The 14,986-nt window shown below is 49.4% G+C and carries 11 protein-coding genes; 10 read left to right on the forward strand and 1 reads right to left on the reverse strand.

Annotated features, from left to right (window positions below; genetic code table 11):
- Positions 1-28: 28 nt before the first annotated feature.
- The 5 genes from B880_RS0103760 (at position 29) to B880_RS0103780 (ending at position 7,280) form a co-directional block, all read left to right on the forward strand.
- On the forward strand, positions 29-1,297 hold the full coding sequence (locus B880_RS0103760) for an NAD(P)/FAD-dependent oxidoreductase (protein WP_017346037.1): 1,269 nt from the start codon (positions 29-31) through the stop codon (positions 1,295-1,297).
- Complete coding sequence (locus B880_RS0103765; RefSeq protein WP_017346038.1) at positions 1,294-2,775, forward strand: aldehyde dehydrogenase family protein; 1,482 nt, start codon at positions 1,294-1,296, stop codon at positions 2,773-2,775. The genes B880_RS0103760 and B880_RS0103765 overlap by 4 nt, the downstream gene beginning before the upstream one ends.
- Positions 2,776-2,873: 98 nt before the next feature.
- On the forward strand, positions 2,874-3,596 hold the full coding sequence (locus B880_RS0103770) for a GntR family transcriptional regulator (RefSeq protein WP_017346039.1): 723 nt from the start codon (positions 2,874-2,876) through the stop codon (positions 3,594-3,596).
- A gap of 152 nt (positions 3,597-3,748) precedes the next feature.
- Positions 3,749-4,501, forward strand: coding sequence for an SDR family NAD(P)-dependent oxidoreductase (locus tag B880_RS0103775; RefSeq protein WP_017346040.1), 753 nt, complete (start codon positions 3,749-3,751; stop codon positions 4,499-4,501).
- 397 nt (positions 4,502-4,898) lie between these two features.
- Positions 4,899-7,280: a membrane-bound PQQ-dependent dehydrogenase, glucose/quinate/shikimate family gene (locus B880_RS0103780; protein WP_017346041.1), complete on the forward strand. Its 2,382-nt coding sequence runs from the start codon at positions 4,899-4,901 to the stop codon at positions 7,278-7,280.
- Positions 7,281-7,463: 183 nt separating this feature from the next.
- On the opposite strand, the gene B880_RS0103785 is transcribed toward B880_RS0103780, so the two are convergent.
- Entirely contained in the window at positions 7,464-8,576 is a 1,113-nt protein-coding gene (locus B880_RS0103785; RefSeq protein WP_017346042.1) for a nucleotide disphospho-sugar-binding domain-containing protein, read from the reverse strand.
- Positions 8,577-9,148: 572 nt separating this feature from the next.
- Between B880_RS0103785 and B880_RS26855 the strand changes: the two genes are divergently transcribed.
- From B880_RS26855 to B880_RS26580, 5 genes are all read left to right on the forward strand, one after another.
- Positions 9,149-10,648 (forward strand): hypothetical protein, encoded by a 1,500-nt coding sequence (locus B880_RS26855; protein WP_017346044.1) that lies wholly within the window; start codon positions 9,149-9,151, stop codon positions 10,646-10,648.
- Positions 10,648-11,082, forward strand: a complete 435-nt coding sequence (locus tag B880_RS0103800) for a toxin-activating lysine-acyltransferase (RefSeq protein ID WP_017346045.1) — start codon at positions 10,648-10,650, stop codon at positions 11,080-11,082. The genes B880_RS26855 and B880_RS0103800 overlap by 1 nt, the downstream gene beginning before the upstream one ends.
- Positions 11,083-11,156: 74 nt before the next feature.
- Positions 11,157-12,431, forward strand: coding sequence for an HlyD family secretion protein (locus tag B880_RS0103805; protein ID WP_017346046.1), 1,275 nt, complete (start codon positions 11,157-11,159; stop codon positions 12,429-12,431).
- Positions 12,424-14,520, forward strand: a complete 2,097-nt coding sequence (locus B880_RS0103810) for a peptidase domain-containing ABC transporter (RefSeq protein WP_017346047.1) — start codon at positions 12,424-12,426, stop codon at positions 14,518-14,520. Before B880_RS0103805 ends, B880_RS0103810 begins: the two co-directional genes overlap by 8 nt.
- A gap of 91 nt (positions 14,521-14,611) precedes the next feature.
- Positions 14,612-14,875: a hypothetical protein gene (locus B880_RS26580; RefSeq protein WP_071524366.1), complete on the forward strand. Its 264-nt coding sequence runs from the start codon at positions 14,612-14,614 to the stop codon at positions 14,873-14,875.
- The last annotated feature ends 111 nt before the right edge of the window (positions 14,876-14,986 follow it).

Raw genomic sequence — 14,986 nt, forward strand, 5'->3', positions numbered from 1 at the left:
ACCAGCCGCTTTTTAGAGTGAAGAATAAATGGTGAAACAGCAGCAGCAGTCAGTGGTGATTGGTGGGGGTATTGTTGGCGTCTGTTGCGCCCTTTACCTGCAAAAGGAAGGGCATCAGGTTTGGTTGATCGATCCGGCTGCGCCTGGCGACAGCACCGCGAAATGGAGCTGCGGCCAGATGGCGGTCAGTGAGATCATCCCTTTGTCTAAGCCGGGTATTTTGAAGCGTATTCCGGGCTGGATGCTTGATCAGACCGGGCCGTTGGCACTTCGCCCCGCAGCCATACCGGCGATACTGCCGTGGTTTTTGCGCTTTGTGGCCAATGCACGTCACAGCCGAATCGATGCGATTGCGCATGAGATGGCCTCTCTGACGCATCAGGTCTACCCCGATTTCGCCTCGTTGCTGGCTCTGTGTCCTGACAAAACGCTGCTGGGGCAGCGTCCAGTGATTGAGGTTTTCGATACGCCTCGCGGACTGGCTGCTGAACGTGAACATCTCGAACTGCGTGAACAGTTAGGCTTTCGTGCAGAAACGCTGGGTGCGGGTGACATCGCCGCGCTGGAGCCGGCGCTGGCGGGGAAATTTTCTCATGGCGTTCTGTTTCCTGACTGGTGTGCAGTAAGTGACACCCAAGGGTTTATTGCCGCCTTAACTGATGCTTTTGTACAACAAGGCGGCACGCGTATTGATTCCGGGGCCGATTGCATTCTTGAAGCGAATGGCCTGGCGAACGGCGTGATGCTGCGCGATGGTCGCAGCTTGCCTGCCGATCATGTTGTGGTGGCGGCGGGTACCGGTTCACGTCGTTTCTTTTCCTCGCTCGGTGTTCGTGTACCGCTTACCGGTATCTCAGGCTATCAGGCGCTGCTGCCGCAACCGGACGTCGAGTTTCGTCATTCCGTCATTTACGCCGATGGGGGCTTCTGCTTTACCCCCATGACGCGCGGTTTGCAGATTGGCGGCACCATTGAGTTTGCGGGAGCTGATGCCAAACCTAATTTCAAGCGCGCGGAAATTATCCTGCAAAAAGCACGTAAACTGCTGCCTCAGCTTAATGATACGGCGAAAGAGTTTGGGGTGGGGCATCGCCCGTTCTTGCCGGACACGAAACCGATTATTGACCGTTCGCGGCGCTTGAGTAATGTCTTAATGGCTTTTGGACACGGTCAACTTGGCTTAACGCTGGGTGCGACAACGGGTCGTCTTATCGCCGACCTTGCGGCGCAGCGACCAACTGCGCAGGACATCACGCCGTTCAGCGCCTACCGCTTTATGGAAGGAGATCGCACATGAGTGCTACAACGCAACTGTTCATCAATGGGCAGTGGGTTAACCCGAGTAAAGGCGAGAGCTTCGCCACTATTGATCCTGACAGCGAAAGAGAAATTGCCCGGATTGCCGCGGCAACGCGAGAAGATGTTGACCTCGCCGTACAAGCAGCACGCAACGCTTTTGATCACGGCGGCTGGCCGGAGCTGAGCGGTAAGGCGCGTGCGGGCTATTTACGTCGCATTGCCAGTTTGATCCGCGAAAAGCAGCAAATGCTGGCGGAACTGGAAGTGAGTGATAATGGTAAGCCGTTACCAGAGGCACTGTGGGACATTGGTGATACCGCTTATTGTTTTGATTTTTATGCAGATTTAGCGGAGAAGCTGGACAATCAACGCGAGCAAGCGGTGGCACTCACCGATGATCGCTTTAGCAGCCTGGCCCGCAAGGAGCCGATTGGCGTATGCGGGGCCATCATTCCGTGGAATTTCCCGATGCTGATGGCGGCATGGAAAGTGGCCCCTGCGTTGGCGGCTGGCTGCACTGTGGTATTGAAACCTTCCGAAGTGACACCCCTCACCGCATTACAGTTGGCAGATATCGCCCATCAGGCGGCGTTGCCAGCTGGCGTGTTGAATGTGGTAACCGGTTTAGGTCACGAGGCAGGCTCAGCGCTGACCGAACATCCTGACGTTGATAAGCTGGCTTTCACCGGCAGCGTGCCCACGGGCCGTAAAATTATGCAGGTTGCTGCGACAGAGATTAAAAATGTCAGCCTGGAACTCGGCGGTAAGTCAGCTTTTATCCTCTTTGACGACAGCGACATCGAAAAAGCGGTGGAGTGGATCCTGTTTGGCATTTTCTGGAACAAGGGTGAAGTCTGCTCAGCCACGTCGCGCGTGCTGGTTCAGCGTAATCTCTATCAGCCTTTGCTGAAGCGCCTGGTTGAAGAAGCCGAAAAGATTAAAATCGGTAATGGCATGGATGAGGGCGTCCTGCTCGGGCCACTGGTCAATGAGGCACAGTATAAAAAAGTGCAGAGCGCGATTGCGCAAGGCATTGAACAGGGCGCAACGCTGTTGAGCGGCGGCAAACGTCCTCAGGGCCACGACAAAGGCTACTACCTACAGCCCACCATCTTCACCGAAATGACGGAGGAAAGTGAACTGTGGCGTGAAGAAATCTTTGGTCCGGTCGTCTGCGTTCGTGCCTTTGATGAGGAAGCAGAAGCGATTGCCTCTGCGAATCGATCACGCTTTGGCCTTGCTGCTGCCGTGATGTCCGAAGATCTTGAGCGCGCCGAGCGCGTGGCGCGGAAACTTCGCGCAGGCATCGTCTGGATCAACTGTTCACAGCCCACCTTCACCGAAGCACCCTGGGGGGGCTACAAACAGAGCGGTATTGGCCGGGAATTGGGGGAGTGGGGTCTTAACAACTACCTCGAAACAAAACAAATCACGCGTTATGACAGCGATGAGCCCTGGGGTTGGTACCTTAAATAGGCGAAAACCCCATGCGCTGAGTGATGCGTGGGGACCGGCGTTGTTCTGAACGGCTTGCACCGCTAACATGCCAGTATGACTTTCAGCCAGAGACGTGAATGATGAGCATAAAAAAAGAGAAAGAAGAGAAAGAAGAGGGCACCGGGCGTCGTCATGGCGGGCGTTACATTTATGAAGAACTGCGCCGACAGATCCTGACGCTGCAACTGAAATATGGTGAGCCGTTAGACGAGATATCACTGGCCACTGCTTTTGGCTTATCGCGCTCGCCGGTGCGCGATGCCATGGCTCGCCTGGTGAGTGAAGGTCTGGTGACGATTTTGCCCAATCGCACCGCCATCGTGACGCCGTTTGAGATTGAAGAATTTCCTAACTACATCACGGCGTTAGACCTGGTGCAGCGGGCGGTCACGCGACTGGCAGCCCTTCATCGCAATGAGGAGGATATCCGCCATATTGAAGCCGCGAATGAAGCCTACATGGAAATGGTCTACAAAGGCGACTTCAGCACGATGACCGAACGCAATAAAGAGTTTCACCTGGCGATTGCAAAAGCCGCGCGCAATGGCTATCTGGCAACGTATTACGACAAGTTGCTCTCGGAAGGCCAGCGGATGCAGCACTTGCAGTTTGATTTTATGACTCGCCAGGATGCGCCTTCAAAATTAGGTCGCGATCACGATGACTTAATTGCCGCGATTAAAGCGGGTGATGCGGAAAATGCCGATAAAATGGCACATGAACACACCATGTTATTCCAGAGTCGATTCCTGTCATTTATGCAGGGTAATCTTTTGAAGGACATGGCACTTAACTATTAATCCCTTTTTAGCCTTATAAGCCGGAGTGTGACTATTCCGGCTTGAGTATTCCTACGCCTGAATTCAGGATTAATAAATAACAGGTATCTTATCTCTGTGAGTCACTGCTGGAAATAAGTGGCGCGCAAACTGTTGCTTAATAAGAAGAGGGTATGAGTATGTTGTCAGGTAAAACCGTACTGGTTACGGGTGCAACAAAAGGCATCGGCAGCGAAATTGTTAAGGCATTGCACGCTGAAGGCGCAAACGTCATTGGGCACTTTGGCCGGGATAACGCCAGCGCGGAGCAGATGCTGGCACACTATCCTGAACGTCTTGAAATGATTCAGGCAGATTTAGCGAGCGTTGATGGTGCTGCGACGTTGTGGCGTCACGCTTTAGAGGCAGCAAGTAACATCGATGTGCTGGTGAATAACGCCGGGATTTATGTTGCCTCACCACTGAATCATGATGAGGCGTGGCTACAAGGCTGGCAGGCCAATTTGCAGGTGAATTTACAAGCGCCGGCCGATTTATGTCGCTTCGCTATCGAACATTACACGGAGCGCGGCGGCGGCATTATCATCAATATGGCCAGCCGATCATCACATCGCGGTGACGGTCCTGAGCATCTGGCTTATGGTGCGGCGAAAGGCGGTTTATTAGCGCTGACGAAGGGTATTGCACGGGGATATGGTGACAGAAACGTGCTGGCCTATGCGCTGGCACCTGGCTGGGTGCGCACTGCAATGGCTGAAGAACATATTGCCAGCGTAGGGGAAGCGACAGTGACTGCCAGTCTGCCACTGCGCGAAGTGACCCCTCCCTCAGATGTTGCCGCCATGGTCAGTTTTCTTGCCAGTGGACGCTGCCGCCATGCTACCGGCTCAACCATTGATATCACAGGAGCAGACTACGTTCGTTAGCCTGGTCCCTTCACGTTAATGCCCGTGAGATGAATCAGTTAAATGTGATGCCGATCACACTGATTCATCGTTTTTTGCATAATTTAAATTTATGTAAATTCAACTTGTTGACTTTGTTAACAACTGCGCACTATGCTTCCCCGTCATCTTGTATACATCATTGCATTCAAAGATGGTTTTTTGGCAAGCATTGCGTTCAACTGAGTCACGGGTAAATGAAGATGTAATTTTTTGAAATATCGTTAGCTCAATTAAAAGGTCATTCTTTCCTGATTCATCAGGAAGGCAGGGTAAGTGTTTCTTAAATAAAAGCATCTGTTTCTTTTAATTAACTGGCCGGGATTTCGGTCGGATGCAATGTGTGCATTATATTTTTAAATCTGATGGGAAATAATCTATGGATGTAACTAATCCGGGGAAGGCTGCTCAGTTCTGGGTTAAGCTGGTTGGTATTGTTACCGCCCTTGCCGGCGTTTATTTCGTTGGTGGGGGTGCCTGGCTGGCCTGGCTGGGTGGTAGTTGGTACTTCGTTGTTGCCGGGCTGCTTTTATTAATCAGCGGCGTATTACTCACCCGAAAACGTTTATCAGGTGCAGTATTGTATGGCATCGCGTTTGTATTCACCGTTATTTGGTCTCTGTGGGATGTGGGCCTGCAATTCTGGCCGCTATTTTCCCGCCTTTTTGCACCTGCGGCTGGCGCTGTATTGATTGCATTTACCGTACCGCTGTTAACGAAAGAGCGCGGTGCGCGCCTTTTTTCAGTGACTGCTGGCGTCGTGCTCGCCGTGGCGGTGGTTTCTTTCTTTATCAGTTCCTTCCAGCCGAATGGCATCATCCGTAACGCCGATCTTCAGTCTAAAGCAGATGAGGCGCATGACGTTGCCCCCAACTCTGGACCAAAAGACTGGCAGGCCTGGGCGGGTGACACTAAAGGCTCACGTTTTTCTACCTTGAGTGACATCACGCCAGACAACGTGAAGGATCTGAAAGTTGCCTGGACTGCCCATACGGGTGAAGCAGTGGTGCCAGATAAAGGCGATGCTGAAGATCAGAATACGCCATTGCAGGTAGGCGATAGCCTGTTTGTTTGTACGGCATATACCTCACTGATTTCTTACGACATTGATAGCGGTAAGGAAAAGTGGCGCTATACCGCAGGACGCGGTAATTCGACTTACCAGCGCTGCCGTGGGATTGGCTATTTCGATGCAACCAGCGCGAAAAACGTTGTAGAACCCGGCAAGTCGCTGGATACCACCGTTAGCCCGCAACGTCTGTTCTTCCCAACCGGTGACGGTCGTCTGGTGGCGATTGATGCTCACACGGGTAAACCGGCAGCCAATTTTGGTGACAACGGCATTGTCGATCTAAAAGTCGGCATGGGTGAAGTGAAGCCTGGTTATTATCAGCAATCTTCAGCGCCGCTGGTGGCCGGGAATGTTGTGATTGTCGGTGGCCGTGTCATCGATAACTTCGAAACCAATGAACCACCCGGTGTTGTGCGCGCTTATGACGCAGTAACCGGTAAACTGGTATGGGCGTGGGATCCGGGTAATCCAGCCGTAACGCGTGAACCGCTGTCGCCAGAAGGCTACACGCGCGGTACACCAAACGTCTGGGTGGGCATGTCTTACGATGCTGATCTTGGCATGGTATATCTGCCAACCGGTAACGCAACGCCTGACTTCTTTGGTGGCGAGCGCCGTGAAGGCGATGAAAAGTACAGTTCCTCGATTGTCGCGGTAAACGTATCAACAGGCCGTCCGGTCTGGAACTTCCAGACGGTGCATCATGATATTTGGGACTTTGATGCCACTGGCACACCGCTGCTGTATGACATCAAAAATGATGATGGTTCGGTCACCCCGGCGCTGGCAGAGACCTCGAAAACCGGCATGATTTATCTGCTCGATCGCCGTAATGGTAAACCCGTTGCGCCGATTGAAGAGCGTCCGGTGCCGCAGGGTAACCTGCCGGGAGAGCGCTATTCTCCAACTCAGCCTTACTCATCAATGCCGGGCATTGGCAATGAAACGCTGAAAGAGTCGGATATGTGGGGCGCAACGCCGTTCGATCAGCTAATGTGCCGCATTCGCTTTAAATCGAGCCGTTACGAAGGCATCTTCACGCCACCGGGTCTGGATATGGCGCTTCAGTATCCTGGCTCACTGGGCGGGATTAACTGGGGTGGTGTTTCCGTTGACCCAACCACTAACCTGATGTTTGTTAATGACTTACGTCTTGGTTTGTATTACAAGATGGTCGCCGCCAAAGACATCCCACCAGGCCAGGGCACCAGTGAAGGCATGGGGTGGATTGTGCAAAAAGGACTGCCGTATGGTTCGTTGCGCGAGCGTCTGATGTCTCCGCTGGGTGTTCCATGCCAGGCGCCGCCTTTTGGAACGATGTCAGCTATCGACCTGAAAACGCAGAAACTGGTCTGGCAGATCCCTGTGGGGACCGTGCAGGATACCGGACCTCTGGGCATTCCGGTTGGACTGCAAATGCCGCTGGGTATGCCAACACTTGGCCCATCCCTGGCGACGCGCTCAGGCTTACTGTTCTTTGCGGGGACTCAGGATTTCTATCTGCGTGCCTTTAACAGCCACACAGGGGCTGAAGTGTGGAAATCTCGCTTACCCGTAGGCAGCCAAAGTGGCCCAATCACTTACCGCTCTGAGAAAACCGGTAAGCAGTATGTGGTGATTTTTGCCGGAGGCTCGCCTCATTCGGCGGAACGCGGCGATGATATTATCGCTTACGCGCTGCCTGAATAATTGAATAGATAAAATGTCCAAGCCGATGTCTTGATGACATCGGCTTTTTTTGATCATCTCAGCTTCCTGGTTCTGACTGGAGATCCTGCTCTATCTTTAAACAGAATTTCGGAATGATATTCACACCCTGAGCGGATAGTGTATCGATGAATAAATCATTCCCACCATGATCTATACAGATGATTAAAATCTGCCTACATTGAGTTTATCGCTCAAATGTTGTACTACCTGAGCGGGAGTGGGTTGCCTGGACATTTCCTCAGCCACTTCTGCCGCAGATTTTTTTAGCAGGGGGTTTTGCAAAAATAGCCGAATCAACTCTGTTGATAGTCCATTCGGACCAGGCATAATTCCACATCCGCGATCAACTACAGCCCTGGCATTGACCGGACGATCGGCTCCGACGCCAAAAATAATTTGAGGTATTCCCGCATGCAATGCGGTCAGCGTATTTCCTGCCCCGCCGTGGTGAATAAAACCATCGGCTCCGCTTAAAAACATCCCCATGGAGATCCAGTCAACCAAACGCACATTCTCAGGTAGGGAACGTAATTCAGCACGCGCGTTGTTTGAAATATGCAAAACAATCTCAGCATCAATCTCACTGGCAGAATCCATCACCCACGCAATTAAGTCCAGACCATCAACCATCGGTTTAACCGTTCCAAGACTGACAAGGATACGTTTACGAGAAGGATCTTTTTGCCACCATGCCTCACTGACTGCTCCGCCATTGTAGGGTACATACTGCATCGGGATGACAGGCTCACCACTGTTTTGCAAAAGGGTCATGCTCGGGGGTGTGACGTCGATCCACGCAAAATCACGAGCAGGCGCTTTAATGGCATGTCTGGCATAGGCACCTTGCATCGTGCGGTTCATGCCACGAGTGTGACGAGGGGTATGCGCAAATCCCACAGTTAGCATGACTGCAGGAATACTAAATTTAGCCGCAAGCATCGGCCCTATGGGAGCGAGGGGAGGATAGATAATCAAATCAGGCTGCCAGGCAGCGGTAAACTCAACCAGCAGGTCAGCCATTTCATCACTGAAGAATGAAAAATTTCCTGTAATTTCTTGTTGTTTACGCTTTTCTGCACGTGAACGATATTCTGCTTCTGAATCAAGTTCAGGGGCTGCATCAAAGGCCATTAGACCAGCCTCTGCAACCTGACGTGCAAATCGACCTGCGCTAGCAACAATGACTTCATGACCTGAAATGCGAAAAGCTTGTGCAAATGAAATAACTGGAAAGAGTAATCCAAAAAGAGGGGGTCCGATAAACAGCACGCGCATGAGAAATCCTTTCTCCTGTTAAAACTAAAGTAACGAGGCCTGGGGTATTTTTAATTGGCCATGCATGTTCTATTCAATAAGAAAAAATCCAGCTTTTCCTTTTCAAGAGCATATAAGGCGTCATTTTTATCCCCGCCACCATAGTGACTTCAGACTATCTAATCAAGAAAAATAACAGTCCGATATTTAGCATGCAAAAAATCAATTAATACAAATGATAATTCAAAACAAGGGTATTACCTTTGCATTTCATTTTAAGTTGTTATTTTTTGTTTCAAAATGGAATAAAATAAATCCCATTGACTCAGTGATGACATTTTGTTACGTTGTTTGGAAAATGATAAGCGTTATCATTACACTATTTACAAAAAAATGTTCATTCCTTATTATTGAGACATTATCAGCGTAACTGAGCTTAAATATGTCGAAAAGTGAGTTGCCATTTGGGTGTTTCATTTTTGGGATGAACAAGTTGACCAGCATCATGAAGGGTGAAACTGGATATCACCTGTAAACTTATGAGTGCTGTTGGAAAATGACAGGGATCTTCAATATTAACCACGGAGCGGTTTATGTTAAGCACCAAAATTCTTCAGGAAAAACTCGCTGCTAACCTCATTCCTTTTCTTGCCCACAAAGTAAATACAAGTTTGTTATGGTCTGGGCCTGAAACAGAAAGTATTGCTGCTATGCAGGATGCATGTAGTTACATGATCCAGCCAGGGAGTCCAGCAGCGAGTAGAGTTTTTCTTGCGGAGAGATATGGTGGAAGAGGACTGCAACGCAATGGCGGTGGGGCCCGTTGTGGCATATTCGGTGAATATCAGGTTAAAGGTATCGGCGCAAATCCTTTAGTCGGCAAAGGCACCAGTTGGCAGCATGCCAATGGCACGCTTGGCGTGACCGAAGCCATTTACGAAGCTATTTGGGGCGAAATCCTCGACGAGGTGTTGCCGTTTGGCGCAGTCAAAGTACAGGCTATTCTTCTTACCGATCGCTATATTCATGATGTACCCGAAGAGACTACAGTTTCCGACCGCCGAGCCTTACTCGTCCGTAGCCCGGCCATTCGTCCAGCCCACTTCGAGCGCGCGCCCTATTTTAGGCCTAAAGAAGAATTCTCAGGACAACTGATGCATGATGCCCGTCGGGTTCGTGCTGTCATCAGCCATTTGCCCCTCTGCTTACCACAACCTGAATGCGGCTACAGCCCAGAGGCGAAGAATTCTCCTGAAGTGCAGTGTATCGAAGGACTCTGTGAGTTGGCACGCCGCCTGGCCTGGCAGTTGGCCTATTGCCGCACACGGTTTCTGAAAATCACCACTTCGCCCTCAAATGTGGCTATTGATGGTCGCCTGCTAGACTTTAATGGTCTTGGGTGCCTTTTTCCCACAGATAATGTTTATGATTTTGGTTATCAGCTTCGGCTGAAAGAGATGATGAAAGAGCCTGCGATACTGCGCAAAGGACTCACTGACCTCACGGTATATCTTGGCAAATATCTATATGGGGTGGACTTTAGCCTCCATGCATCACAACAAATTCAGAAAATGTTCGTGCAGACTTTCGAGCTGGCCTGCCTGCACGGCTATCTGTCACTTCTGGGGATTGATTTTGATGAGACGGTATCACTGAATACTGTACCAGAGGCTTTCAAAGATTTGGTCACGCGTTTTCTTCAACTTCTGGCAAACCAACGCCATCATTTTTGTGACAGAACATCTGAAGAACAAAGCCCGACAATGCTGGAGCGGGTCGTACTCCAGTTATATGGGGAGATACAAGATAAAAAACTGCAAAATAATCGCTGCTTTCAGCAGCTTCAGCGCTGCTTACTCGCTGTTCGCCCGTTTATCAAGAAGAGTGACAGTGAGTTAGCACATCTGGGACTACTGCGACTGCAACCGCGTCCCAACTTGCACAAGCTTCAGATGTTCAGTGAGATTAACCAACTGTTAGCGTGCTATGTGCATGATGAACCCGCCTTGTATAAGGCGCTTTCAAACATGGTGGCAGATAAAAAGGCATTTGCCCGTGATGCCTTAGGGACTATTGCGACAAAGGGTTTCTAATGGAATATATTCACGAGTTATGTGATGGCAAGGACGAGTGGTCAACTCACGAAAAGATTGGGTTTGCCGTAAGCTGTATGCTGAAACATCGCAATTACAGTTTATATCCTGTATTAAGCATTCAGCGCTGGACTGAATACGCCATCAATCATCACCAGATCAAATTCTTTTTTGATGGTCACAATCAGCCATTGGGTTACATCACCTGGGCATATCTGGAAGCAGACACTGAATTAAGGATGCTCAATGATGAAAAATTCAACCTGCACCCCTCTGAGTGGAATGAGGGAGGAAGGATCTGGCTGCTTGATTTCTGTTGCGCCCCCGGCTATTCCCTGGAAGTCATCAAAAAGTTAAAAAGAATACGCCCCTGGGGAGAAGGTCAGGTGCGTTGGATTAGCAGAAGAAATCAATCAATAAAAGTGTTCTCCTGACTGAATGTTTAAGTAAATCGTGTGTAAATTCATCTGAATTTCATCAAAATAACTTTTATAAAGGAATAAAAGCTTTGTTTCGTAAGGATGCGATCAAACACAAAAACAGGCACTGGCGCGGCCGGGCACTTCTGCTTCCTGGCATCCCCCTGTGGCTTGTCATGGCAGGATGTCTGCTCTTTATTACGGCTTTCCTGACATTCATTACACTTGGAAGCTACACCCGTAGGGTCAGTGTCGACGGCGAAGTCACTACATGGCCGCGTGCCGTTCATATCTATTCTGATGTCCAGGGCGTTGTTGTGAAGCAGTATGTTCACGACCAGCAGCAAATCAAAAAGGGCGAGCCGCTTTATCAGATTGATGTCAGTAAGAGCACACAGGATGGTGTCGTCAGCGTTAATAAGCGCAGTGCTATTGAAAGTGAGATTGTGCGCATAGACGATATCATTGCGAGATTAAAAGAAAGTAAAAAAGTCACGCTGGCAACGCTGGAAAAACAGCGCCAACAATACAGTGAAGCTTACAGTCGCTCATCAGAGATTGTTAAAAATGCGCAGACAGGCATCAATATTATGAAAGCTAACATGGAGAGTTACCGTAACTACCAGACCAAAGGTCTCATCACAAAAGATCAGCTGGCTTACCAGACAGAAATTTACTATCAGCAACAGAACAGCCTGTTGGGGCTGACTGGCCAGAATGATCAAAACGCATTGCAGATGACGACCACTGAAAGTCAGATTCAGACTCAAGCCGCTGACTTCGATAATCGTATCTATCAAACCGAACTGCAACGTTATGATCTTCAAAAAGAGCTGCTTGATGCTGACGTCGGCGGAACCAATATAGTCAGAGCGCTCTCGGATGGCCGGGTGGACTCGATGAGTGTGACCGTCGGGCAGATGGTGAGTGCGGGCGATAGCCTGTTACAGCTGATTCCAAAGAATATTCAACACTATTATCTGGTGTTGTGGGTGCCCAATGATGTTGTTCCCTATTTGATGCTCGGTGACAAAGTCAATCTAAGCTATGCCGCCTTTCCTGCGGCAAAATTCGGTCAATTTTCCGCAAAAATTACGGCGATTAGCCGTGCACCTGCATCAACACAAGAGATGATGACCTATCCTGGTGCCCCAAAAATCACACCGGATTCACCGGGCCCCTGGTACAAAGTCGTGGTGACACCGGAAAAACAGTCGATTTCATACGATGGAAAATCCATGCCGCTCGAAAATGGCATGAAGGCTGAAAGTACCCTGTTTCTGGAAAAGAGAAGGATCTACCAATGGATGCTTTCTCCTTTCTACGATATGAAACACAGTGCAACGGGGGCTGTCGATGCGTGAGAACCGCTTCCGTAATCTTATTAATCAATTAGACATGCGCTGGCGTAAACAAACGCCGGTGGTACATCAGACCGAATCCTCAGAATGTGGTCTGGCTTGTCTGGCAATGGTGTGTGGCCATTACGGAAAGAATATTGACCTGATCGCACTACGACAGCAGTTTAATCTATCCGCGAGGGGCAGTTCACTATCCGGCCTTACTTCGGTTGCAGAACAGTTGGGAATGGCTACCCGTGCACTTTCTCTGGAGCTTGAAGAGGTCAGCGCCTTAAAAGCCCCCAGTATTTTGCACTGGGGATTTAACCATTTTGTGGTACTGGTGGGTGTTAAAAACAATAAATTTATTTTGCATGATCCTGCCCGGGGGAGACGTGTGGTGGGTATGGAAGAATTTTCCGCCCATTTCACCGGCGTGGCTCTGGAGGCCTGGCCCGGCAGTGAATTTATTGTGGAGACGACGCAAAGCAGGATCAAACTCCATACGCTGATCAATAGCATCTATGGCATCAACACGACCCTGGCAAAAATTTTCTTCCTGTCAGTGGTCATTGAAGCCATTAACCTGGTGATGCCAATTGGGACACAGCTCGTCATGGACCATGCAATACCGGCAGCGGATCGGGGATTGCTGACATTAATCTGTGCCGGACTGATGTTTTTTATTTTTCTGCGAGCGGCAACGGGGACATTACGTGCCTGGACATCATTAGTGATGGGCGCGTTGATCAATGTACAGTGGCAGTCAGGATTATTTAATCACCTCCTCAGGCTGCCACTGACCTATTTTGACCGGCGCAAACTGGGCGATATTCAGTCGCGTTTTAGTTCACTGGATGCACTGCGAACCACCTTCACGACCAGTGTGGTTGGGGCGATGATGGATGGCATCATGGTGGTAGGGCTGGTGGTGATGCTGGTGCTGTACGGGGGTAATCTCACCTGGGTGGTGCTTGGCTTCACTGCAATCTACGTGCTGATGCGCCTGTTCACCTATCGTTATTATCGCCAGTTGTCAGAACAGAGCCTGGTGAGGGAAGCTCGAGCCAGTTCCTACTTCATGGAAACTTTGTATGGGATTGCCACAGTCAAGATTCAGGGTATGGCCGAGCGCAGAGGAGCACACTGGCTCAATCTCAAAATAGATGCTATCAACACCAGCATTAAGCTCAACAAAATGGATCTGTTATTTGGTGGCATCAATACGTTTGTCGCCACCTGCGATCAAATCGCCATTCTATGGCTGGGCACCAGTCTTATCATCGACAACCATCTAACCATCGGTATGTTTGTCGCTTTTGGATCGTTTCGTGGACAATTTTCCGACCGCGTGGCTTCACTGACAAACTTTGTGTTGCAGCTACGTATGATGAGCCTGCATAACGAGCGTATAGCGGATATTGCGCTGCACGAGCGTGAAGAACAAAAGACCAGCCTTGTTGTTCCGGGCGTGAGGAAGCCTGCTGCCCTGGAAGCGCTGTCTATAGATTACAGCTATGACAGCCAGTCGGAACCCGTACTACGCAACATTAATATCTCCGTATCACCGGGGGAGAGCGTGGCTATCGTCGGGGCTTCAGGCTCAGGTAAAAGCACTCTGATAAAAGTCTTATCCGGGTTATTTGAGCCTACTTCAGGCAAGGTGATGGTTAACGGTATTGATATCCGGAAATTGGGTTTAAACAATTATCAACAAATGATCGCCTGCGTAATGCAGGATGACAGGCTTTTTTCAGGATCGATACGCGAGAATATCTGCGGTTTTACAGACAATGTCGATGAAGCATGGATGATTGAGTGCGCACAGGCCAGTTATATTCATAACGTTATTATCAAGATGCCGATGGGCTATGAAACGTTGATTGGCGAACTAGGCGAAGGTCTTTCAGGTGGACAGAAACAGCGTGTTTTTATTGCCCGAGCATTGTACAGGCGACCAGCAATTTTATTTATGGATGAAGCAACAAGCTCACTGGATATGGACAGTGAACGCTCTGTCAATGGAGCAATAAAAAGTATGTACATCACACGTGTCATTGTTGCTCATCGCGAGAAGACCTTGAAAGCTGTTGATAGAATAATTCATCTATAACATGCATTATCATATTGTTAAGGAGGTGGGTAAATAAAGTTAAAAATTCCAGTCGTTGTATAAAAACCATAAAACATTAAGAGGATACATCATGCGTGCATTAACCATTTATGAAATAGAATATGTTTCTGGATCTGGAGCAATTGGTGATACTGTGAGCACCGGAGCTAATACTGCTGCGGTCGGCACTGCATTCGGCAGTGCCATGGGTGTAGCTATCACGGGGGCAGAAACAGGAGCCGTTACTGGAGGTGCTTATGGCGCAGCTTTTGGCGCGGCAATCGGGTTGGGTATTGGAATTTACGAAAACTATTTTAGCGATGATTCTAGTTCCGACTCATCCTCTGGTTCTTAATGAGATGAAGATAATCCTGTAAAATCAGTTTGAAGTGAATTTCCTTGGGTGAATCTGCTATGATTATTCAAATGATAGTCTTAAAGTGCAAATGGAGTTAATTTTTTATTC

Origin of the sequence: Pantoea sp. A4, from assembly GCF_000295955.2 — a bacterium.
Lineage (GTDB): Bacteria > Pseudomonadota > Gammaproteobacteria > Enterobacterales > Enterobacteriaceae > Pantoea > Pantoea multigeneris.